Below are 20759 nucleotides of genomic sequence, written 5' to 3'. Positions count from 1 at the left end.
AAGCAAATTCCCTTGCCGATCAAGCGCCTGTATTCATCGCCCGCTTCAGGTGCGGGTTTCGACCGTCCATTTGCCGTCGCGCTCGACGAGCACACGGTCGAACGCAAATTCGTCCAGATCGTGGTCGTGGCCGGGCAGCGCCTGGATCACCACTTCGCCCGCGTCGCGCAGCGCGAGAATCGCTGCACGCAGCGGTTCATCGTGTTTCCAAGGCGCGACGATCGCGCTGCCGCGTGCGTCGACGGGCGAGATGCGCGCCACTTCGCGCAGGTCGAGCGAGAAGCCCGTAGCGGGCCGCGCACGGCCGTAGGCCAGGCCAACGTCGTCGTATCGGCCGCCGCGCGCGACGGCGTTCGGCACGCCATCGACATAGGCGGTGAACATCACACCGCTGTGATAGGCATAGCCGCGCAGGTCCGCGAGGTCGATCATCAGCTCCGCGCCTTCGACCTGACCCGCGAGGAACGCGAGATCGTCGAGCGCGCGCGCGATCACCGGCAGATTCGGCAGACGGCCACGCGCAATCTGCAGCACCGAAGCATCGCCATAGAGCGACGGCAATGCCCGCAGCGCCTCGCGCGGCACTTGTCCGAGATGCGCGGTCAGCTCATTGAGGCGCGGCACGTCCTTGCTCGCGAGCGCTTCGTAAAGCGCTTCACCGAGCGATGCCGCCGCCGGTTCGAGCTCCAGCAGCGCGGCGAGCACGCCCGCGTGGCACAGATCGAGTCGCACTTTCTTCAGACCTGCGAGATGCAGCGAATCGAGCATGAGCTGCTGGATCTCGAGATCCGCTTCGAGCCCGGCGTGCCCATAGATTTCCGCGCCGATCTGAATCTGCTCGCGCGTCGCGTGCAGCCCGCGCGGGCGCGTGTGCAACACCACGCCCGCGTAGCACAGACGCGTCACGCCCTGCCGGTTCAGCAGATGCGCGTCGATGCGCGATACCTGCGGCGTGATGTCCGCGCGCAGGCCGAGCGTGCGCCCGGACAATTGATCGACGAGCTTGAAGGTGCGCAGATTCAGGTCGCTTCCGCCGCTCGTCAGAAGCGATTCGAGATACTCGAGCATCGGCGGCATCACGAGCTCGTAGCCGTACGAACGGAAACGGTCGAGCAGGCGGCGGCGCAGCTCTTCGATCTTGCGGGCTTCCGACGGCAAGACGTCGGCGATATTCTCGGGAAGTAACCAGGTGGACATCGATACGTTTCCTACGGGACGAGAGGGCTCGGCGCGGATCGCGCGGCGCTCACGGACTTGAACGGTCAGGGACGAAAGGATAAGGACAAGATAGGCGAAATGGCGGCGGCCTGCCGGACGAGGCTCACGTCGCGATCAGGAGCAGAATCAGGCCGAGCACCATGGCGACCAGTCCGCCGATGCGGATATGGTGCACCGGTCGCTCCGCGATGCGGCGAAAGGTATCGCGCCAGGCGGTCGGGAAAACGAAGGGAAACATGCCTTCGATAATCAGCATCAACGCAAGAGCGAGCAGTAACGTCTCGGCCATGTCCAAGGGTTTTTTTATGCCGCGCGACCGGGACGATCCGGTGCGCGGCGCGGACGGGAATCAGCGCTTCGCCGTCGCCGGGGCCGACGTATCCGTCGCACCGCCGGTCGGGCTCTTCATGAAGCGGAAGAAATCGCTGTTCGAGTCGACGACCATCACGTCGCCCGGCTTGAACGTCTTCTTATACGCTTCCAGGCTCTGATAGAACTGGTAGAACTGCGGATCGCGTCCGTACGCATCGGCCGCAATGGCCGCCGCCTTGCTGTCTCCTTCGCCCTTGATCGACTGCGCCTGGCTGTAGGCGTCCGCGACGATGGCCTGCTGCGTGCGCTCCGCGTCGGCCTTGATCTTGTCCGCGTCCGCCGTGCCCTTCGCGCGTTCGTTCGCCGCAGCCTGCTGACGTGCCGCGATCATGCGCTTGTAGACGGAATCGGCCACCGCCGACGGGAAGTCGATGCGCGTCATCTGCAAGTCGACCAGTTGCACGCCGAACACCGCGGCCGCGCTTTCGACGCTCTTCTGCGCGTCGGTTTCGATCGCCTGCTGAGCGCCGAGCGCGTCGGTGAGCGGGCGCTTCGCAAAGGCGCTCGCGAGCGCCGTGCGCGCAAGCGCGGTGATGCGCTCCTCGGCCGTCTGCGTGTTCTTCTCGTTGCTTTCGAAGAGCTTCAAAGGATCGGAAACGCGATACTTGATCACCGTGTTGACCAGCACTTCGTTCTTGTCCGCCGTCGAGAAACGGTCGGCGCCGGATTCGTCGATGGTGAGCGTGCGTGTGTCGATAAGCGTAAGCGTCTGGAACGGCGGCGGCAGCTTGAAGTGCAGACCGGGGCCTTCGAGACGCGGATTGCCTTCGCCATGCGCGGCGACGACGGCGGCATGTCTTTCGTCGACGGTGAAGATCATCGACGAACCGATGAACAGCACGATGACGACGGCGACGACGAGCGCAAAGATTCGATTCATGTTCGCGCTCCTTATTGCAGGTCTTCCGACCGGCTGCGGGAACGGAACGCGTCACGCGAGCGCAGCGGATCGCCGCCGGCATTCGCGCTCGCGCCGCTGGCAGCGCTTGCCGCGCTGGCGGGTGCCGCGGCAGCCGGCGCCGACGCGCTCGCCGTGCCCTGCGCGCGCGCCTGAGGCGCTTCCGTCGCGGCGGCTGCGCCCGGCGCAACCGCTCCGCTCGCGCCTTCGGCCGCGTCCTTGGCCTGCTGTCGATTGGCTTCGACGAGCTTGTCGAGCGGCAGATAGACGACGTTATTGCCCGCCTTGCTGTCGACGAAAACCTTCGTGGTGCGCGAGTAGATCTGCTGCATCGTGTCCAGGTACATGCGTTGACGAATGACCGCGGGCGCCTTCGAGTATTCCGCGTAGACCTCCTTGAAGCGCTCCGCGTCTCCCTGCGCCTGCGTGACTTCGCGGTTGCTATAGGCGCGCGCCTCGTCGATCAGCTTGGCCGCGTCGGCCTTCGCGCGCGGCAGCAACTGATCCGCATAGGCTTGCGCGGTGTCGCGGGCGCGTTCGTTGTCCTGACGCACACGCGCCGCTTCCTCGAACGCCGACTGCACCTGTTGCGGCACCTGCACGCTTTGCACCGCGACGCCCGTCACCTGCAGACCGGTGCGATAGGTGTCGAGCGAACGCTGGATCGTTTCGATCAGACGCGCGCGCAGCGCCTCGCGATCCTTGTAGAGCATGTCGTCCGTGGTGAGGCCGCCCGCGATCTCGCGGATCGCCGATTGCGCGGCCTGCGTGACGCTGTCGTCCGCATTGACGCTGCGGAAGAGGAAGTCAGTAGGCGACTTGATCTGGTACTGCACGGCAAAGCGCACGTCGACGATATCCGCGTCGTTCGTCAGAAGCGACGCGTCGCGCACATTGCCTTGCGACAGTGCGGTGCCGCGCCCGACTTCGACGGAACGAATCTGCGACGTATCGACGATTTCGCTCGACTGGAACGGATACGGCAGACGCCAGTGAATGCCTTGCGAGACCGTCTGACGATACTTGCCGAACTGAGAGACGACGCCGACATGCCCGTCCTGCACGACGAACACGCCGCTGCCGAGATAGATGGCGATCAACACGCCAATGACGATGCCGACACCGATCTTCGTGCCGCGGCCGTTCTCGCGCGGGGCGCCGTTGCCGGGCTTCCTGCCGAACACGCCGGCGATGCGGCGATTGAACTCGCGCCACATCTCGTCGAGATCGGGTGGACCTTCGTCCTTGCCGTTCGGGCGCTTGCCGTCTTGCGGGCGCTTCGAGTCGTTCTTCACGCCATTGCCGTCGCCCCGCCCCCAGCGCGGATCGTTGATCGAAAAGACGGCGTGCACAGCTTGCCGGATAGTCCGCTCTTTGTAGTCGTTCACTCGGTGATTCACCATTAGACAGCCGGGGTCGATTCCGGGTCGATGCAATTCCGAAGCAACTTAATGTCCGTGCTCGGGGACCTTGTGATCGTCACGTTCGACAGCCTGCCGGTGGTCGTCCGGCTGCGCGTTCGTGTCGTGTGTGGCGTTTGACTCGGACTGCGTGGATTGCGTTGCGTCGGACGCCTCGTGCGAGCCCGGAAATTCGGCGAGCACGCTGGGTAGGCCCGCATCGATCTCACCGATTTCCGCCGTGGCGATTTCGGCGATGGCAGCGCGCAGCGCATCGAGCCCCTGACCCGTGCGTGCACTCAAGAAAACGCGCGAAATATTACCATACTCGTCCCTTTCAACCGCTTCGTCACGGGCCGCGAGCTCAGGCACCGCGTCGATCTTGTTGAAGACGAGAATCTGGCGAATGTTGTCCGCGCCGATGCCGCGCAACACCTCGTTCACCTGATCGATCTGATCGAGGCGCACCGCGCTCGATGCATCGACGACATGCAGCAGCACGTCCGCGTGAATGGTTTCTTCGAGCGTGGCGCGGAATGCGGCGACGAGCTGGTGCGGCAATTCACGGATGAACCCGACCGTGTCCGACACGACGACATGCCCCGCTTCCTCGCCGAGGAAGACCCGGCGCGACGTGGTGTCGAGCGTGGCGAAGAGCTGATTGGCCGCGTACGCCTGCGCCTTCGTCAGCGCGTTGAACAAGGTGGACTTGCCCGCGTTCGTATAGCCGACGAGCGACACCGACATGGTCCGGTTGCGCACGCGCTGACGCCGCTGCGTGCCGTGTTGACGGCGCAGCTTTTCGAGCCGCGACTTGAGCGCCTTGATGCGCTCGCCGATCAGACGGCGGTCGGTTTCGAGCTGCGTTTCACCCGGGCCGCGCAAGCCGATGCCGCCCTTCTGGCGTTCGAGGTGAGTCCACGCGCGAATGAGGCGCGTCGACAGATATTGCAGTTGCGCGAGCTCGACCTGCAGCTTGCCTTCGTGGCTGCGGGCGCGCTGCGCGAAGATATCGAGAATGAGGCTTGTGCGATCGACCACACGGCGATTCAGCGCGACCTCGAGATTGCGCTGCTGCGCGGGCGCGAGCGCATGATTGAAGATGACGAGTTCGACGTCGTTCGCTTCACACTGCAGGCGCAGTTCTTCGACCTTGCCGCTGCCGATGAACATCTTGGCATCGGGGCTCGAGCGGCGGCCGGTGAGCGTGACGGCGGGATGAGCGCCCGCACTTTGTGCGAGCAAGCTGAGTTCTTCCAGACTGGCTTCGAAATCGATCTTGCCGAAGTCTATGCCGACGAGCGCTGCGTTGATCAAATTGATGTATTTACGTTTTTGAAGCGACCGGCGAGTTGCTTAATGTTCGCTTTTGAAATGGCAGATTCGCGCCGGCCGCGACGAGGTTTAGGACGGTTCAGCGTCCGGGTGGAAATTCACCGGGCGGGCAGGCACGACCGTCGAAATAGCGTGCTTATAGACCATCTGGGTGACCGTATTTCGGAGCAACACGACGTACTGGTCGAAAGATTCGATGTTGCCTTGAAGCTTGATGCCGTTGACCAAATAGATCGACACCGGCACATGCTCTTTACGCAGTGCGTTCAAAAACGGGTCTTGTAACAATTGCCCTTTGTTGCTCATAGCAAACTCCGTGTTTTTTTGCAGGTTGGAAGTATTGTGGACGAAGAAAAAGAGATCCGCCGACAATCGCTACACTATAGCCGATTTTCGCTGTTTTACGTTTTCGGGACCCCTCGGCCAAATGGCTGACGGCACCGAACCGTAAGGCTTCACGCGGTTCTCAATCCTTGTCCGCGTATGGGTTGTGACTCGACCGAAACTCTATGCGAAGTGGAGTGCCGGCGAGCCCGAAAGTTTCGCGAAAACGTCCTTCCAGATAACGCTTGTACGTCTCGGTGATCGCGTCGAGCGCGTTGCCGTGCACGACGATGATCGGCGGATTCTGCCCGCCCTGATGCGCATAACGCAGCTTCGGCCGCACCGGCCCGCGACGGCGCGGCTGCTGGAACTCCACCGCGTCGATCAGCGCGCGCGTGAGCTTCGGCGTCGGCAGCTTTGCCATCGCGGCGGCGTAGGCGTCATCGACCGATTTCATCAAAGCGCCGATACCCGTCTTCTCGAGCGCCGAAACGTAGTGGAATTTAGCAAAGTCCAAAAACTTGAGCTTGCGCGTCAGGTCCGCCTTCGTGCGTTCACGCACATGCGAGTCCAGGCCGTCCCACTTGTTGACGCCGACGACGAGCGCGCGCCCCTGCTCGACCACGAAACCCGCGATGTGCGCGTCCTGCTCCGAGATGTCCTGCTGCGCATCGAGCAGAAGGATCACGACGTTGGCGTCCGCGATGGACTGCAGCGTCTTCACGACCGAGAACTTCTCGATCGCTTCGAACACCTTGCCGCGGCGGCGCAGGCCGGCCGTGTCGATCAAGGTGTACTTGCGGCCTTGTCGCTCAAAATCAACATAGATCGAATCGCGCGTGGTGCCGGGCATGTCGAACGCGATCACGCGCTCCTCGCCGATCAGCGTGTTCACGAGCGTCGACTTGCCGACGTTCGGACGCCCGACGATCGCAATCTTGACGCCGTGCTTCGCCTTCTCTTCGTCCGTTTCTTCCGGCTGATCCTTGTAGGCAATGTCGAGCGCATCGTTGATCATCTCGACGACGCCGTCGCCATGCGCGGCCGAGATCGCGCGCGGATCGCCGAGACCGAGCTCGTAGAAGTCCGCCGCGACCGCCGAGTACTTCATGCCCTCGGCCTTGTTCACGACCAGAAACAGCGGCCGGCCGGTCTTGCGCAGATAGTCGGCGATCGCCTTGTCCTGCGGCGCGAGCCCGTTGCGGCCATCGACGATGAACACGACGATATCGGCCTCTTCGACCGCCTGACGCGTCTGCCGCGCCATCTCGTGCAGGATCCCGTCCTTCGCCACCGGCTCGAAACCGCCCGTGTCCACGACGAGATACGGACGTTCGCCGCCCACGCGGCCTTCGCCGTAATGGCGGTCACGGGTCAGCCCCGGCAAGTCCGCGACGAGCGCGTCGCGCGAGCGCGTCAGCCGGTTGAAAAGCGTCGATTTCCCAACATTGGGGCGCCCGACGAGCGCAATCACGGGTTTCATCTGATTTTGTTCAAGGTTGAACGCAAGGCGAACGCGGAACGGGCGGTAGAAACGTCTCGTTGCGTTCCGCTACGCCGCGCAATGGCTGCGCTTGTCGCAAATTAGCATGGATTCGGCTTGCCGCACGCGAGGCGCGTCGGTTGGCCGGATGATCGGCGGTTGTTCGCCGGTCTTGCCTCGTTCGAGGCTCGTCTTGCGCGGCGCCTTCGCACGACGCGCTCGTTCTTCTACCCTGCTTTTGCAGGCGGGTTTTATCGCGATGCGCGCGCGGCGCGACGCTTCTTTCTCGTGCGGCTCGTCGTGGCGAGCCTGACGCGCCGCCGGACATCGACGGTGCGCTTGCTGCTTAAGGCTTCGAGCGCGCGTAACGCGCCCGAAGCCTGGCTGTCACTCAGTTGCCCGGACGGAAACCGTAGAGATCGCCGTCATGCGTCTGCACGACGAGCGTGTTGCCCGCCATCACAGGCGCCGCGGTGATCGCGCTGCCGTCAGTAGGTGCGCGGCCGATGAGCTGGCCGTTTTCCGTGTTCAGGAAGTGCACGAAGCCCTGATAGTCGCCCACGACGACCGCACGGCCGAGAATGTACGGCACGCTGACGCTGCGGTTCTTCAGCGTATCCGTCTTCCAGATCTGCGAGCCGTCCGTCGCGCGGAACGCGTTCACGACCGACCAGTCGTCGCCCGCCGCGACGATCTGCTCGTCTTGCGCAAGGCCGCTGTCGCTCGAGAAATTCTTTTCCCACACCGGCTGGCCCGAGTTCGCATCGAAGCAGCCGATGCGGCCCTGGAACGTCACCGCGCAGGTCTGCGCGCCGACGAGTCCCGGCGCGCCGGTCACGTCGTTGATACGCTCGACTTCGGTCACGCCCTTCGGATACGAAACCGGCGCCTGCCAGTAGGCGTCGCCCGTTTGCAGGTTGATCGCCGCGAACGTGCCGCCGGGGAAGCCCGCGAGCACCGCCTGATTGCCGGCGAACGTCATGCCCGCCGCGACACGCAGGTTCAAAGGCACGGCGCGCAACTGAAAGACCCACCTTTGCTCGCCCGTCTGCGCGTTGAACGCGATGACCTTGCCGTCGATCGTGCGCACGATCACGAGATCGTTGCCGACGAGCGGCGGCGAGACGATCTCGCCGGGCGCCGTGGCCGTCCACAGCAGCTTGCCGTCGGCGCCGAGCACGTCGACCTGACCCTTCAGACCGCCCACCGCCGTGAGATTGCCGTCGCTGCCGACGCCCGCGGACAGATCGTCCTTGAGCTTGATGCGCCAGACGTCCTGACCGGTCTTCGCGTCGATCTTCGCGACCGTGCCGTTCGTGCCCGCGGCGAAGACGTAATCGCCGACCGCGACCGGCGAGAATAGATAGCGGCCCGCCTTGCCGACGCTCGCCTTCCACGTCTGGCTGACGTTCAACACCGGCTTGAAGTCCGCGAGCGGTGTCGGCACGCGGCGTTCATCCTTGGTCGACGAGCAGGCGGCCAGCAAGACGGTCATCGCGCAAGTGAGCGGCACGGCGTAGCGTTTCAAAAAAGTCATCGGTGGACGCAACATGAATTGGTGAATTGGGTTGATCGGCGCCGACCGCCGCGTCGCTGCATCGCGACGCCGTGGCGGGCGGCTTGATTGACTGATTTGCAGGATCGATCGATACCGATTGAAACGATGCGGATCAGCCGCCGAGCGCATCGAGCTTGAACTGGATCAATTGACGCGCGGACGTGTCGTTCTCGGGCAGCGTCTCGAGCGCGACCTTGTAGGCCGCGCGCGCATCGTCGCGCTTGCCTTGCGCGGCGAGCAGGTCGCCACGTCGATCCGCGATCACGCCCTTGAACGCATCGAGCGGTTGGTCCGCGAGCAGCTTGAGGCCGGCGTCGTAGTTCTTCTCGTCGAGCAGGACGAGCGCGAGACGCAGCTTCGCGATCTGCTTGTACTCGTCGTCCTTCGCGTGATCGATGGCCCATTGCAGCTGCGCCTTCGCACCCGCCGTGTTGCCCGCCATGTAAAGCGATTTCGCGGCCGCGAGCGCGCTCATCTGCGCGTAGCCCGTGCCGCCGAACTTGTCTTCCATGTCGGTGGCCACACGCGTGACCAGCGCCTGATCGTTGGCGTTGACCGCTTGCTGAAGATGGTCGTAGAGCACTGACGCTTCGGCCGCCTGACGACGCTGCCAGAAATTCCATCCGTTGTACCCGGCCCCAATGACGAGCGCCACGAGCACAACCCACGTCGTGGTGTTACCCCATTTGGCCCACCAGGCCTTTACGCTTTCAAGTGATTCTTGTTCGTCGTGATAGCTCATCGTCCAGCTATTCCTTCCTGCGTTTCAATTCCCTCAACGAGCACCGCGCGCGATGCCGGATTGATGTCGATCCGGCCCGCGGCGAACGGCAAAATGGGCCTGTATCTCAGGCACCCTCGTCATCGGCGGTTGCAACCATCGCATTGATTAGGTATTCGGTCAAGTCTTCCGCCGGAACGTTCACTTGCTCGTTCTTCTGGCTGTCGGAGGTTTCGTCGCCCGAACGGCGCAGCGGTTTGACGCCGATCATGCCCTGCGCGAGTTCGTCCTCGCCGAGCACGACCGCGAAGGCCGCGCCGCTTGCGTCGGCCTTCTTCATCTGCGACTTGAAGCTCGCGGACGCGCCGTCCGGGCTGCAATGCAGGATGACGTCGAGGCCCGTGTCGCGCAGACGCTCGGCAACGATGAACGCGTGCTCCGCCGCCTTTTCGCCCTGATGCACGACATACACATCCGTGCCTTCGGCTTCCGGCACGAGTTGCTCTTCCTTCAGCAACTCGAGGATGCGCTCCACGCCCATCGCCCAGCCGCAGGCGGCCGTCGGCTTGCCGCCGAGCTGCTCGATGAGCGGATCGTAGCGACCGCCGCCCGCAACCGTGCCCTGGGCGCCGAGCTTGTCGGTGACCCATTCGAACACGGTGAGGTTGTAATAGTCGAGACCGCGCACGAGACGCGGATTGATCTTGAACGGAATGTTGTTCGCCTTGAGCAGACGCTGCACGCCTTCGAAGTGCTTGCGCGACGCGTCACCGAGAAAATCGACGAGCTTCGGCGCGTTCTGCGCGATCTCCTGCATCGCCGGATTCTTCGTGTCGAGCACGCGCAGCGGGTTCGTGTAGAGACGGCGCTTCGCTTCTTCATCGAGCGAATCGGCATGCTTCTCCAGATACGCGATCAGTTCCTTGCGATGCGCCGCGCGCTCTTCCGCCTGACCGAGCGAGTTGAGTTCGAGGCGAATGCCGGTGAGCCCGAGATCGTCCCAGAGACGCTGGCACATCATGATGATTTCGGCGTCAGTATCGGGACCCGCGAAGCCGAGCGCTTCCACGCCGACCTGATGGAACTGGCGATAACGCCCGCGCTGCGGACGCTCGTGACGGAACATCGGGCCGACGTACCACAGGCGCTTCGGGCCGTCGTACAGCAGGTTGTGCTCGATGGTCGCGCGCACGACCGCCGCGGTGTTCTCCGGGCGCATCGTCAGATGCTCGCCGTTGAGCGCATCCGTGAAGCTGTACATCTCTTTCTCGACGATATCGGTCACTTCGCCGATACCGCGCGTGAACAACTGCGTATGCTCGACGATCGGCGTGCGGATGTTTTGATAGCCGTATGCGCGCAGCATCGACTTGACGGTAGTTTCGAAGAAGTCCCACAACGCGGCATCCTGCGGGAGGATGTCGTTCATGCCCTTCACACCGCTCAGTTTCTCGAGCCGTTTCTTCTGTTCAGTCATCTGTCTTCAAAGGGTTGCGGTGGACGTCTCTTCACGCGTGGCTGCACCTTGCCCGTAGGTGCGCTCGACATAGTCGCTGACGATTTGCTGAAACTCCTCGGCGATGCGCTCGCCGCGCAGCGTCTTCACCTTCACGCCGTCGACGAACACCGGCGCGGCCGGATTCTCGCCCGAACCCGGCAAGCTGATGCCGATGTTCGCGTGCTTCGATTCGCCCGGTCCGTTGACGATGCAGCCCATCACCGCGACGTGCATCTTTTCGACGCCGGGGTATTGGTCGCGCCAGGTGGGCATCGAGCTGCGCAGGTAAGTCTGGATTTGCGATGCGAGCTCCTGGAAGAGCGTGCTCGTCGTGCGGCCGCAGCCAGGGCATGCGATAACCATCGGCGTGAAGGAACGCAGGCCCATCGTCTGCAAAATTTCCTGGCCGACGACGACTTCGCCCGTACGCGCGCCGCCCGGTTCAGGCGTGAGCGAGATGCGAATCGTGTCGCCGATGCCTTCCTGCAGCAGCACCGAAAGCGCCGCCGTCGACGCGACAATGCCCTTCGAGCCCATGCCCGCTTCGGTCAGGCCGAGGTGCAGAGCAAAGCTGCAACGCTTGGCGAGCTCACGGTACACGGCGATCAGATCCTGCACGCCGCTGACCTTGCACGAGAGGATGATCTTGTCGCGGCCGAGACCCAGTTCGACAGCGCGTTCCGCGGAGCCGATCGCCGATTGAATCAGCGCCTCGTACATGACGCTCTGCAGTTCCCACGGCGTCGAACGCGCGGCGTTTTCGTCCATCATGCGCGCGAGCAGATCCTGGTCAAGACTGCCCCAGTTCACGCCGATGCGCACCGGCTTGTCGTATTTGATCGCGGCTTCGATCATCTGCGCGAATTGCGTGTCGCGCTTCGCGCCCTGACCGACGTTGCCCGGATTGATGCGGTATTTCGACAACGCTTCCGCGCACGCGGGATAGTCGCGCAGCAACAGATGCCCGTTGTAATGGAAGTCGCCGACGAGCGGCACGGTCACGCCCATGCGATCCAACTGCTCACGGACATGCGGCACGGCCGCGGCCGCTTCCGGCGTGTTCACCGTGATGCGCACGAGCTCGGAACCGGCTTGCGCCAGTTCCTTGATCTGGATGGCGGTGCCGATCGCATCGGCGGTGTCGGTGTTGGTCATCGATTGGACGCGCACGGGCGCGTCGCCACCGATCGTCACGAGCTGTCCGCCCCAGCGCACATCGACCGCGTGCGATGCGCGGCGCGTCAACGGACCGCCGAAGACCGGCTCGGTCGAACAAATCTTGCTGCTGATCAGGGATTGAGCTTCGGATTGCATCGAAAAACCCTTTGGCAACCTTTTCGCCGATGCGGCGCCGGGTTGCGTGTATGGAACCTCGAACGGGCGTCGCGGTTTGCACCGTGACGCCCCTGACTTGTTCGTCGCTCAGCGAACCGATCGACCTCGCCGACTCAAGGCAGCGAGAGACGCGCGACGTTTCCGCGTGCGGACGAATAGCGCTTGGCATCGACGGGTTCGTCGTCGACCGACAACGATTCGACGCCCTTCACGTTGCCGACGGTCACCTTGAACGGCGCCTCGCCTTCCACGCGCTGCGTGCTACCCGCACGGACGAGGCCGGAATAGAGTTCCTTGCCGTCCTTGCCGCGCACGCTGAACCAGCTATCTTCCTTCACTTTCAACTCGATCGCGCCCGAGCCACTGCCCGCGACAGCAGGCGCGGACGCCGCCGCCACAGCCGGCGCGGTCTTCGCAGCCGATGCAGGGTTCGCGGCAGCCGGCGCGCTCGCGCCCTGCACCGCCGACAACGTCGATGACGAAGCCGGCAGCGCGTTCGTGCCGAGCGGACGCGGCATCGGCTGCTCGCCGGGCGCGGCCGCCACTTCGGGCAGCGATGCTTCGCCGGTGTTCGCGGCCGCTGCCTCGTCGGGCGTCTGCGTGGACGATGCGCCCGCCGATTCGTTCGACGGCGATGGCGATGTCGACGACAAGCCCACGCCCGTGGTCGCCTTCAGACGCGCGAGCCAGTTGCTCGATTCGCCGCCGGTATGCCACGTCACGAGCGCCGCCAGAACGACGAGGACGGCCAGGACACCCCACATCCATGAACGCTTGCGGCTCGACGAATTGCCGAGCGGCACCGACACGCGACCGCGCGGCAGCCCCCCGCCGGCCGATGCCGGCACTTTCAGATTGTGCTCGATCTCGCCGCCATCGCGCCGGAAAGCCTGCGTGAAGGGCGCGGGATCGGCGCCCAGAATTTTCGCGTAACTCCGCACGATGCCCGCGGCGAACGTGCGATCGGGCAAATGACTGATATCGCCCGCTTCGAGCGCGAGCAATTTTGTGGGCGAAACTTTGAGGCGCGCGGAGACGTCGTCGATCGACCATGCTTTCGCCTGACGGAGCTGCGCGAGACGCGCGCCGACCGCCTGTATCGAGTCCAGAGGCCCCGCCTGGCTCGCGTTCGACGCCGCCCCTTCCGCGCCGGCCTGACCGTCGTACTGACCGCCGGACCGGTTGCCGGAATGACTGCCGAAAGGCGTCGGGTGCTGCGGCTCACTCATGCCAAATTCCTCGCATCGATTCTTTCATATAGCGCTGTCGCGTTCGGTTCGGATAAACCACGTGAACGATACAACTCCGGCGCCATTGCAGACCGCTTTATAACAAAATGTTCGGCTTTTAGTGCCGTATCCCGACGCTTGCTGCGCCTTTCGCTGCGGCTTTGTTCAGTTCCGGCGCGCCGTCAAACCGCTCGCACCTCGATAGTCTTGCTGCCCGCGCGGCTCATGCGTTCGGCAAGACGCGTGCGATCCTGCACCGCGCCCGCGAGCTGGCCGCAGGCGGCGTCGATGTCGTCGCCGCGCGTCTTGCGCACAGTGGTGACGACGCCCGCGTCCATCAGAACCTGCGCGAATCGCTTGATCTGCTCGTTTTTGGAGCGCGTCAGGCCCGATTCCGGGAACGGATTGAACGGAATTAGGTTGAATTTGCACGGCACGTCGCGCGTCACCGCGAGCAGTTCGCGCGCATGCGCTTCGGTGTCGTTGACGCCGTCGAGCATGCAATATTCAAACGTGATGAAGTCGCGCGGCGCGACCTTCAAATAGCGCTGACATGCCGCCATCAATTCGCGCAGCGGGTATTTTTTGTTCAGCGGCACCAGCATGTCGCGCAACGGGTCGTTCGGCGCGTGCAGCGATACGGCCAGCGCCACGGGCAGATCGGCGGCGAGACGGTCCATCATCGGCACGACGCCGGAGGTGGACAGCGTCACGCGGCGGCGCGAGAGTCCGTAGGCGTTGTCGTCGAGCATGAGGCGCATGGCCGGCACGACGGCGTCATAGTTGAGCATCGGCTCGCCCATGCCCATCATCACGACGTTGGTGACGACGCGCTCGCCCTTGCCCGGCCCGCCGACTTCGCGCCCGAGCGACTTGCGCAGCGCGAACTCCGCCATGCGCAACTGGCCGATGATTTCGCCGGTAGTCAGGTTGCGGGAAAAGCCCTGCTTGCCGGTGGAACAGAACCGGCAGTTCACCGCGCAACCCGCCTGCGAGGACACGCACAGCGTGCCGCGCGTTTCTTCGGGGATGAACACGGTTTCGACCGCGTTGCCGTTGCCGACGTCGATCAGCCACTTGCGTGTGCCGTCGGTGGAAACGTGGTCGCTGATGATGTCGGGCATCGCCATATTGGCGCGGCCCTTGAGTTTTTCGCGCAGCGATTTCGCGAGATCCGTCATGCCGTCGAAATCGTCGGCACCGTATTGGTGGATCCAGCGCTGCAATTGCTTGGCGCGAAACGGCTTTTCGCCCAGGCTCGCGCAATACGCGGTCAGCCCGGCGGCGTCCAGATCGAGAAGATTGACGGTGGTGCTGCTCGTCATGTCGAGTTCTGCCATTTCAGATTGCGAAGTCCGGACTGTGTCGTCCGGGACCGTTCGCGCCAATTCCTGCTTCTTTCATACTGCTTGTTTCTGCGTCGAGGCGCGATGCGCGCGACGGCCAACAGACCGACGCGCATTCCAACGCGAAAATTAACGCGAGTAGACGTTCACTTCCGGGAAGAAGAACGCGACTTCCTGGCGCGCCGTTTCAGCAGCGTCCGAACCATGCACGGCGTTCGCGTCGATGCTGTCGGCGAAGTCGGCGCGGATCGTGCCCTTGTCCGCCTTCTTCGGGTCGGTCGCGCCCATCAGGTCGCGGTGCTTGGCGATTGCGTTTTCGCCTTCCAGGACCTGAATCACGACCGGGCCGGAAATCATGAATTCCACGAGGTCCTTGAAGAACGGACGCGCGGCGTGAACAGCGTAGAACTTTTCTGCGTCGGCGCGCGACAGATGAACCATGCGCGACGCAATGATCTTGAGACCTGCGTTCTCGAAACGGCTGTAGATCTGGCCGATAACGTTCTTTGCTACCGCGTCCGGCTTGATAATCGACAGGGTGCGCTCGATCGCCATGAAAAACTCCAAAAAATGAACGGTTTACGGATTAAAACGAATCGACAATTGTAGCACGAAGCAAGGTATGATTGCGATTGAAACCTTACGGCACCGTAAGAATCAAACCCTGCGAGGACTTAAACGTCCGGACGGCCGAATCAGCCTTTAGAACTATTGAAATCGGCGCGCGCCGGGGCCATATTGGAGCCGAACGCTGCATTGCAACGGGAACCGCGCCTTGAGCGCTAGCACGGCAAAGCGGTCCTAATACTGGCTTAAGTCCGCGCACCTTATCATTCGTGTGTGACGGATGTCGCGGGAAGACCGAACGACAGACAATTGGAGCAAGGAGAAACCATGAACGAATCACCCTACAGCTTTGGCCGTAATGGCAGCGTCACCTCGGTCGAGGTACGCAACCGCGTGCTGCGCAACACCTACTGGCTGCTCGCGCTCTCGATGGTGCCGACGGTGCTCGGCGCGTGGGTCGGCGTCGCGACGGGCTTCTCGCTGTTCGCGGCCACCAGCCCGGCGATGAGCTTCATCGCGTTCCTCGCGATCGCGTTCGGTTTCATGTTCGCCATCGAGAAAACCAAGGAAAGCGGGATGGGCGTAGTCGTCCTGCTCGGCTTCACGTTCTTCATGGGCCTGATGCTCTCGCGCCTGCTGAGCTTCATTCTGGGCTTCTCGAACGGGCCGCAGCTCATCATGATGGCGTTCGGCGGCACGGGCGTGATCTTCGCCGCGATGGCGACCATCGCCACCGTCAGCAAGCGTGATTTTTCGGGTCTCGGCAAGTTCCTGTTCATGGGCGTGATCGTCATTCTGCTCGCCGCGTTCGCGAACATCTTCCTGCAGTTGCCGGCCCTGATGATGACGATCTCCGTGCTCGCCATCGTGATCTTCTCGGCGTACATGCTGTTCGACGTCCAGCGCGTGGTGAATGGCGGCGAGACGAACTACATCAGCGCGACGCTCGCGATCTACCTCGACCTGTACAACGTGTTCACGAACCTGCTGGCGCTGCTCGGCATTTTCGGCGGCAACCGCAACTAAGCTTCGGTTCTTGCCGAGGCAATAAAAAAACCGGCCTTCGGGCCGGTTTTTTTTGCGTCTGCTTCATTCGAATCAATCACGCTCGAACAAAGCGATCGACTCGACGTGCGACGTATGCGGGAACATGTTCACCACGCCCGCGCCCTTCATCCGATAACCGGCTTCATGTACGAGCAGGCCGGCGTCGCGCGCGAGCGTCGCCGGGTTGCACGACACGTAGACGATGCGCTCCGGCAACGGCCCATCGCCGGACTGGGCGATATCCGCGAGCGCTTTCGATACGGCGAGCGCGCCTTCGCGCGGCGGATCGATGAGAAATTTGTCGAATTGACCGAGCGCGCGCAGGTCGTCGGCGGTGACTTCGAACAGATTGCGGCACGCGAACGACGTGTGCCCGTCGACGCCGTTCGCCTTCGCGTTCTCCAGCGCGCGGGTGGTCAGCGCCTCGCTGCCTTCGATTCCGACGACCTCGCGCGACACGCGGGCGAGCGGCAGCGTGAAATTGCCGATACCGCAGAACAGATCCAGCACGCGATCCGACCTTTGCGGTGCGAGCAGGCTGAGCGCGCGGCTCACCAGCACGCGATTGATCTGGTGATTCACCTGCGTGAAATCGGTCGGCTTGAACGGCATGCGGATATCGAATTCCGGCAGCGTGTAAGCCAGTTCGCGATCCAGCGGATAAAACTGATAGACGGTGTCCGGCCCCTTCGGCTGAAGCCACCACTGAACGTCGTGTTCGTCGGCGAAGGTGCGCAGCAGCGCTTCGTCGGCTTCGGTCAGCGGCTCCAGAATGCGCAGCACGAGCGCCGTCACGTCGGACCCGACCGCGAGTTCGATCTGCGGCATGCGATCCCGAATCGACAAACCCGCCACCAGATGACGCAGCGGCACGAGCATCGCGGAAACGTGCGGCGGCAGCACTTCGCAGCTCGTCATATCGGCGACATAGCTGCTCTTGCGCTCGTGAAAGCCGACCAGCACGCCGCCCTTCTTTTCGACGTGCCGCACGGTCAGGCGCGCGCGATAGCGATAGCCCCACGACGGTCCGTGAATCGGCCGGAACATGGTTTCCGCGCGCAGCTTCGACAGATGTTGCAGGCTGTCCTCGAGCACGCGCTGCTTCACCGCGATCTGCGCGCGCACGTCGAGATGCTGCATCGAGCAGCCGCCGCAGACGCCGAAAAACTGGCACTTCGGCTTAGCGCGGATCACGCTCTCACGCAGCACGCTCACCACCTGCGCCTGCTCGAAGCTCGGCTTCCTCCGAAAGCTCGAATAGCTCACTCGTTCGCCCGGCAGCGCGCCTTCGACGAAGATGACCTTGCCCGGCTCACCGTTCTCGTTGACCGTGCGGCCTACGCCGCGCGCTTCCATATCGAGCGACTCGATTTCGAGCTCGGGCGCGACAAAGTCGGGATCGGGCGTGACGAACTTCGCCGGCGCGGCGCGGCGGCGATTCTGGGTTTTGCGAGCGGCTTCAGACACCTGCGTACTTCCTGGCTAACGAATTGGCAAAGGCGAGATTGTAGACGAACGTCACGACGACGCCGCGCCTAGTTCCCGAACGCCGCGAGATACTCGGCCCAATGCGGCGACGATTCCTGCGCGAGCGCGTTCTTCACGAAGTTGATTTCGTCGGCGTACTCGTTAGGCGTGAAGCCGCCGCGCATCATCTGAAAACGACAGTACATCAGATACGTATTGACGACATCGGTCTCGCAATAGTTGCGGATTTCGTCGATCTGTCCGTCGCAATACGCGTCCCAGACCTTGCCGCCGTCCATGCCGAGCTTGCCGGGAAAGCCGCACAGCTTCGCGAGCGCATCGAGCGGCGCGTTGGCGCGCGCCTGATACATCGCGAGCACGTCCATCAGGTCGATGTGCCGCATGTGATAGCGGCTGATGTAATTGTTGAACTTGAATTCGCGGTCGTCCTGACCGAGATCCCAATAACGCGGCGCGGCGATACCGTGCACCAGCGCGCGGTAATGAAGCACGGGCAGATCGAAGCCGCCGCCGTTCCACGACACGAGTTGCGGCGTGTACTTCTCGATCACGCGATAGAACGACTGGATGAGCGCGGCCTCGCCATCGGCGGTCGTGCCGAGCGAGCGCACACGAAAGCCGCTGTTGTCGCGAAACACGCAGGAAATCGCCGCGACGCGCTGCAGATGATGCGGCAGAAAGTCGTTGCCGACGCGCTCGCGGCGCGCCTCGAACGCATGTTCGGCCACCTCGCGGTCGGAAAGATCGTCGGGCAAATCTTCGAGACGGCGAATGCCGTCGACATCGGGGATCGTTTCGATGTCGAAAACAAGAATCGGTGTCATTGAATCCTGGAACGCGACGCCCTGCCGGTGCCGGGCGTCGTCAAAGCGTTAAAGCACGGCGTCCTTGCGAACGCCGTTGGAGGCGAAAAAGCGCTTGAGCCGCACGAGCGCCTCTTGCTGGATCTGGCGCACACGCTCGCGCGTGAGGCCCATTTCGTCGGCGAGTTCTTCGAGCGTCGCGGGCTCGATATGGTTCAACCCGAAACGCCGCTCGATCACGTGCCGGTGTTTGTCCGACAGGCGCGACAGCCACAGGCGCGTCAGCGATTCGAGTTCGCGATGCTGCACTTCGGCATCCGGCGACTGACTCTGGTCGTCGGAGAGAAGATCGAGCAGGCTGCTGCCCGGATCGAGGTCGAGCGGTGCGTCGAGTGAAGCCGTGTGCTCGTTGAGCGCGAGGATATCGGTGACTTCCTCCGGCGTCTTGCCGGTGAGATACGCGATATCGTCGATGCTCGCGTCGCGCCGCTCGGGCGCGACGCTGTCGTTCGAATTGGCGGAATTTTTTTCCAGATGGCGCTTCGCGCGCAGCACCTGATTCAGTTCGCGGATCACGTGCACCGGCAGCCGCACCGTGCGCGCCTGGTTCATGATCGCGCGCTCGATGCTCTGGCGGATCCACCAGGTGGCGTAGGTCGAAAACCGGAAGCCGCGCGTCGGATCGAATTTCTCGATGGCGTGCATGAGGCCGAGGTTGCCTTCCTCGATCAGATCGAGCAACGGCACGCCGCGATTCAAATATCCCTTCGCGATGCTGACGACGAGACGCAGATTGCGCTCGATCATCACCTGCCGCGCCTCGAATTCCCCCGCCTTCGCAAGGCGCGAATATCGCTGCTCTTCCTCGACGGTAAGCAGCGGCTTCACGCTGATGCGGTTCAGGTAATGCTGAATGGTGTCGGCCGTGAGTTCGGCCTGCAAAAGCGAGCGGAAATCGTCCGCGTCAGGGGCGGAATCGTTTGCGCCTTCACCCGGTTCGTCGCTGCCCTTTCCCCGGCTGCCGCCTTCTTCCTCGGAGTCGACCTCGACATCGACGTTATCGATGTCGTCATCATGAGTCGAAGCACCGTCCTCCACCGACACTTGCAAAGGTCGGCTGATCTTCTCAGTCTCGGCTTGCGGCAGGCGGCGCTTCGTTTTTGGCATGATGGTTTCGCTTTATTGCGGCGGCAAATACTTCAGTGGGTCAACAGGTTTTCCCTGCCGGCGAACTTCGAAATGCAACATCACGCGGTCCGAATCGCTGTTCCCCATCTCAGCGATCTTCTGCCCTTTAGTTACCGCGTCCCCTTCTTTTACCATCAAAGCGCGATTATGTGCGTACGCGGTGAGAAAAGTCGCGTCATGTTTGATGATAATGAGATTGCCGTAGCCGCGCAGCCCATTTCCGGAGTAAACCACTCGTCCGTCCGCCGACGCGTTGACCGGATCTCCCGCCGCACCGCCAATATTCAAACCCTTGTTCTTCGCGTCATCGAACGTACCGAGGATCGGTCCGCGCGCAGGCCAGATGAACGCCGGCTGGCCCGTGGGCGCCGTCGCGTTCGCGTCCGCGCCAGGCACACCGGGCGCCGATGCCATGCCGGCCGCCGCACCTGCTGTTCCGGGCGCGGCGCCCATGCCCGAATTCGCACCGTAATACGGCGGCTGCGCGGTCGCGCCCGGCTGCGGCGCCGCAGAGCCGGTCGCGCCGTTGAGCGGCTGCGTCTGCACGCCGCCGCCCACGATCGGCGCAGTGGCCACACCGGGCGTCGCCGCCGCGAGATTCGCGCCCGGAGGCGCCACGCGCATCAGCTGGCCGACTTCGATCTGATTCGGGTTGGTCAGGTTGTTCCACGTCGCGATATCGTGATAATTCTGACCGTTTTCCAGTGCGATCCGATATAGGGTGTCGCCCGGTTTTACGCGGTAATAGCCCGGCGGCGGCGGACCGTTGTCCGGCGTCTGGGCCGCCGTCGTGCCGATGGGCGCGCCCGTTCTGTCGACGACCGGCGCCATGTCCATGCGCGTCGAACACGCCGCCAGCGCGGACAACGCCAGCACACACACGCCGCGCTGCGCCGCGTTCAGGCGTTGGCCTGCACTTCCTTCTTGCAAAGCACGCAGGATACTCATC

General features: G+C 63.2%; 19 protein-coding genes. 1 reads left to right on the top strand and 18 read right to left on the bottom strand.

Features of this window, described 5'->3' with window-relative positions:
• Window positions 1–45: 45 nt before the first annotated feature.
• The 14 genes from ACEN42_RS07215 to ndk all read right to left on the bottom strand — a co-directional run bounded on the left by ACEN42_RS07215 (window position 46) and on the right by ndk (window position 15272).
• Entirely contained in the window at window positions 46–1197 is a 1152-nt protein-coding gene (locus tag ACEN42_RS07215) for an ATP phosphoribosyltransferase regulatory subunit (protein ID WP_238214368.1), read from the bottom strand.
• A 124-nt stretch (window positions 1198–1321) separates the two neighbouring features.
• Window positions 1322–1513, bottom strand: coding sequence for a DUF2065 domain-containing protein (locus tag ACEN42_RS07210; protein ID WP_035500998.1), 192 nt, complete (start codon window positions 1511–1513; stop codon window positions 1322–1324).
• A 54-nt stretch (window positions 1514–1567) separates the two neighbouring features.
• Window positions 1568–2470, bottom strand: a complete 903-nt coding sequence (gene hflC, locus ACEN42_RS07205) for a protease modulator HflC (RefSeq protein WP_187604619.1) — start codon at window positions 2468–2470, stop codon at window positions 1568–1570.
• Between the two features lie 11 nt (window positions 2471–2481).
• The gene (gene hflK / locus ACEN42_RS07200) at window positions 2482–3876 is read right to left on the bottom strand and encodes an FtsH protease activity modulator HflK (RefSeq protein WP_371881004.1); all 1395 of its coding nucleotides are present in this window, start codon (window positions 3874–3876) and stop codon (window positions 2482–2484) included.
• Window positions 3877–3936: 60 nt separating this feature from the next.
• Window positions 3937–5205 carry a GTPase HflX gene (gene hflX / locus ACEN42_RS07195; RefSeq protein ID WP_238293083.1) on the bottom strand — a complete coding sequence of 423 codons (1269 nt, stop codon included), beginning with the start codon at window positions 5203–5205 and terminating at the stop codon, window positions 3937–3939.
• Between the two features lie 87 nt (window positions 5206–5292).
• A complete protein-coding gene (gene hfq / locus ACEN42_RS07190) occupies window positions 5293–5529 on the bottom strand; it encodes an RNA chaperone Hfq (RefSeq protein ID WP_008349383.1) in 237 nt (78 codons plus the stop codon).
• Window positions 5530–5689: 160 nt separating this feature from the next.
• Window positions 5690–7030 carry a ribosome biogenesis GTPase Der gene (gene der, locus ACEN42_RS07185; RefSeq protein ID WP_187604616.1) on the bottom strand — a complete coding sequence of 447 codons (1341 nt, stop codon included), beginning with the start codon at window positions 7028–7030 and terminating at the stop codon, window positions 5690–5692.
• Window positions 7031–7421: 391 nt separating this feature from the next.
• Window positions 7422–8567 carry an outer membrane protein assembly factor BamB gene (gene bamB, locus ACEN42_RS07180; RefSeq protein ID WP_371881003.1) on the bottom strand — a complete coding sequence of 382 codons (1146 nt, stop codon included), beginning with the start codon at window positions 8565–8567 and terminating at the stop codon, window positions 7422–7424.
• A 133-nt stretch (window positions 8568–8700) separates the two neighbouring features.
• The gene (locus tag ACEN42_RS07175) at window positions 8701–9330 is read right to left on the bottom strand and encodes a tetratricopeptide repeat protein (RefSeq protein WP_187604614.1); all 630 of its coding nucleotides are present in this window, start codon (window positions 9328–9330) and stop codon (window positions 8701–8703) included.
• Between the two features lie 106 nt (window positions 9331–9436).
• Window positions 9437–10786: a histidine--tRNA ligase gene (gene hisS / locus ACEN42_RS07170; protein WP_035501006.1), complete on the bottom strand. Its 1350-nt coding sequence runs from the start codon at window positions 10784–10786 to the stop codon at window positions 9437–9439.
• A gap of 6 nt (window positions 10787–10792) precedes the next feature.
• Window positions 10793–12121, bottom strand: a complete 1329-nt coding sequence (gene ispG, locus ACEN42_RS07165) for a flavodoxin-dependent (E)-4-hydroxy-3-methylbut-2-enyl-diphosphate synthase (protein ID WP_035501007.1) — start codon at window positions 12119–12121, stop codon at window positions 10793–10795.
• A 134-nt stretch (window positions 12122–12255) separates the two neighbouring features.
• The gene (locus ACEN42_RS07160; RefSeq protein WP_371881002.1) at window positions 12256–13371 is read right to left on the bottom strand and encodes a helix-turn-helix domain-containing protein; all 1116 of its coding nucleotides are present in this window, start codon (window positions 13369–13371) and stop codon (window positions 12256–12258) included.
• Between the two features lie 182 nt (window positions 13372–13553).
• The gene (rlmN, locus tag ACEN42_RS07155; RefSeq protein WP_238293168.1) at window positions 13554–14696 is read right to left on the bottom strand and encodes a 23S rRNA (adenine(2503)-C(2))-methyltransferase RlmN; all 1143 of its coding nucleotides are present in this window, start codon (window positions 14694–14696) and stop codon (window positions 13554–13556) included.
• A 150-nt stretch (window positions 14697–14846) separates the two neighbouring features.
• The gene (gene ndk, locus ACEN42_RS07150) at window positions 14847–15272 is read right to left on the bottom strand and encodes a nucleoside-diphosphate kinase (RefSeq protein WP_062605519.1); all 426 of its coding nucleotides are present in this window, start codon (window positions 15270–15272) and stop codon (window positions 14847–14849) included.
• A 339-nt stretch (window positions 15273–15611) separates the two neighbouring features.
• Between ndk and ACEN42_RS07145 the strand changes: the two genes are divergently transcribed.
• Window positions 15612–16310: a Bax inhibitor-1/YccA family protein gene (locus ACEN42_RS07145; protein ID WP_187604610.1), complete on the top strand. Its 699-nt coding sequence runs from the start codon at window positions 15612–15614 to the stop codon at window positions 16308–16310.
• Window positions 16311–16382: 72 nt separating this feature from the next.
• On the opposite strand, the gene rlmD is transcribed toward ACEN42_RS07145, so the two are convergent.
• From rlmD to ACEN42_RS07125, 4 genes are all read right to left on the bottom strand, one after another.
• Complete coding sequence (gene rlmD, locus ACEN42_RS07140; protein WP_222946465.1) at window positions 16383–17687, bottom strand: 23S rRNA (uracil(1939)-C(5))-methyltransferase RlmD; 1305 nt, start codon at window positions 17685–17687, stop codon at window positions 16383–16385.
• 179 nt (window positions 17688–17866) lie between these two features.
• Entirely contained in the window at window positions 17867–18643 is a 777-nt protein-coding gene (locus tag ACEN42_RS07135; protein WP_238214357.1) for a 3'-5' exonuclease, read from the bottom strand.
• A 48-nt stretch (window positions 18644–18691) separates the two neighbouring features.
• Window positions 18692–19789 carry an RNA polymerase sigma factor RpoS gene (gene rpoS / locus ACEN42_RS07130; protein WP_187604607.1) on the bottom strand — a complete coding sequence of 366 codons (1098 nt, stop codon included), beginning with the start codon at window positions 19787–19789 and terminating at the stop codon, window positions 18692–18694.
• A gap of 12 nt (window positions 19790–19801) precedes the next feature.
• Window positions 19802–20758 carry a peptidoglycan DD-metalloendopeptidase family protein gene (locus ACEN42_RS07125; RefSeq protein ID WP_371881001.1) on the bottom strand — a complete coding sequence of 319 codons (957 nt, stop codon included), beginning with the start codon at window positions 20756–20758 and terminating at the stop codon, window positions 19802–19804.
• Between the last annotated feature and the right edge of the window lies 1 nt (window position 20759).

It is taken from the genome of Caballeronia sp. S22 (assembly GCF_964261745.1).
In the GTDB taxonomy this organism is placed as follows: Bacteria; Pseudomonadota; Gammaproteobacteria; order Burkholderiales; family Burkholderiaceae; genus Caballeronia; species Caballeronia jiangsuensis.
The sequence above is the reverse complement of the archived record's forward strand: the minus strand, read 5'-3'. Positions and strand labels throughout refer to the sequence as shown.

What these genes read in the sequence shown, in the direction of transcription:
- ACEN42_RS07145 (WP_187604610.1), top strand. Translation starts at nt 15,612, where the DNA reads ATGAACGAATCACCCTACAGCTTTGGCCGTAATGGCAGCGTCACCTCG.
- rpoS (WP_187604607.1), bottom strand. Translation starts at nt 19,789, where the DNA reads ATGCCAAAAACGAAGCGCCGCCTGCCGCAAGCCGAGACTGAGAAGATC.
- ACEN42_RS07160 (WP_371881002.1), bottom strand. Translation starts at nt 13,371, where the DNA reads ATGAGTGAGCCGCAGCACCCGACGCCTTTCGGCAGTCATTCCGGCAAC.
- ACEN42_RS07135 (WP_238214357.1), bottom strand. Translation starts at nt 18,643, where the DNA reads ATGACACCGATTCTTGTTTTCGACATCGAAACGATCCCCGATGTCGAC.
- hfq (WP_008349383.1), bottom strand. Translation starts at nt 5,529, where the DNA reads ATGAGCAACAAAGGGCAATTGTTACAAGACCCGTTTTTGAACGCACTG.
- ndk (WP_062605519.1), bottom strand. Translation starts at nt 15,272, where the DNA reads ATGGCGATCGAGCGCACCCTGTCGATTATCAAGCCGGACGCGGTAGCA.
- hflC (WP_187604619.1), bottom strand. Translation starts at nt 2,470, where the DNA reads ATGAATCGAATCTTTGCGCTCGTCGTCGCCGTCGTCATCGTGCTGTTC.
- bamB (WP_371881003.1), bottom strand. Translation starts at nt 8,567, where the DNA reads ATGACTTTTTTGAAACGCTACGCCGTGCCGCTCACTTGCGCGATGACC.
- hisS (WP_035501006.1), bottom strand. Translation starts at nt 10,786, where the DNA reads ATGACTGAACAGAAGAAACGGCTCGAGAAACTGAGCGGTGTGAAGGGC.
- ACEN42_RS07215 (WP_238214368.1), bottom strand. Translation starts at nt 1,197, where the DNA reads ATGTCCACCTGGTTACTTCCCGAGAATATCGCCGACGTCTTGCCGTCG.
- der (WP_187604616.1), bottom strand. Translation starts at nt 7,030, where the DNA reads ATGAAACCCGTGATTGCGCTCGTCGGGCGCCCCAATGTTGGGAAATCG.
- ispG (WP_035501007.1), bottom strand. Translation starts at nt 12,121, where the DNA reads ATGCAATCCGAAGCTCAATCCCTGATCAGCAGCAAGATTTGTTCGACC.
- rlmN (WP_238293168.1), bottom strand. Translation starts at nt 14,696, where the DNA reads ATGACGAGCAGCACCACCGTCAATCTTCTCGATCTGGACGCCGCCGGG.
- ACEN42_RS07175 (WP_187604614.1), bottom strand. Translation starts at nt 9,330, where the DNA reads ATGAGCTATCACGACGAACAAGAATCACTTGAAAGCGTAAAGGCCTGG.
- ACEN42_RS07125 (WP_371881001.1), bottom strand. Translation starts at nt 20,758, where the DNA reads ATGAGTATCCTGCGTGCTTTGCAAGAAGGAAGTGCAGGCCAACGCCTG.
- rlmD (WP_222946465.1), bottom strand. Translation starts at nt 17,687, where the DNA reads ATGGAAGCGCGCGGCGTAGGCCGCACGGTCAACGAGAACGGTGAGCCG.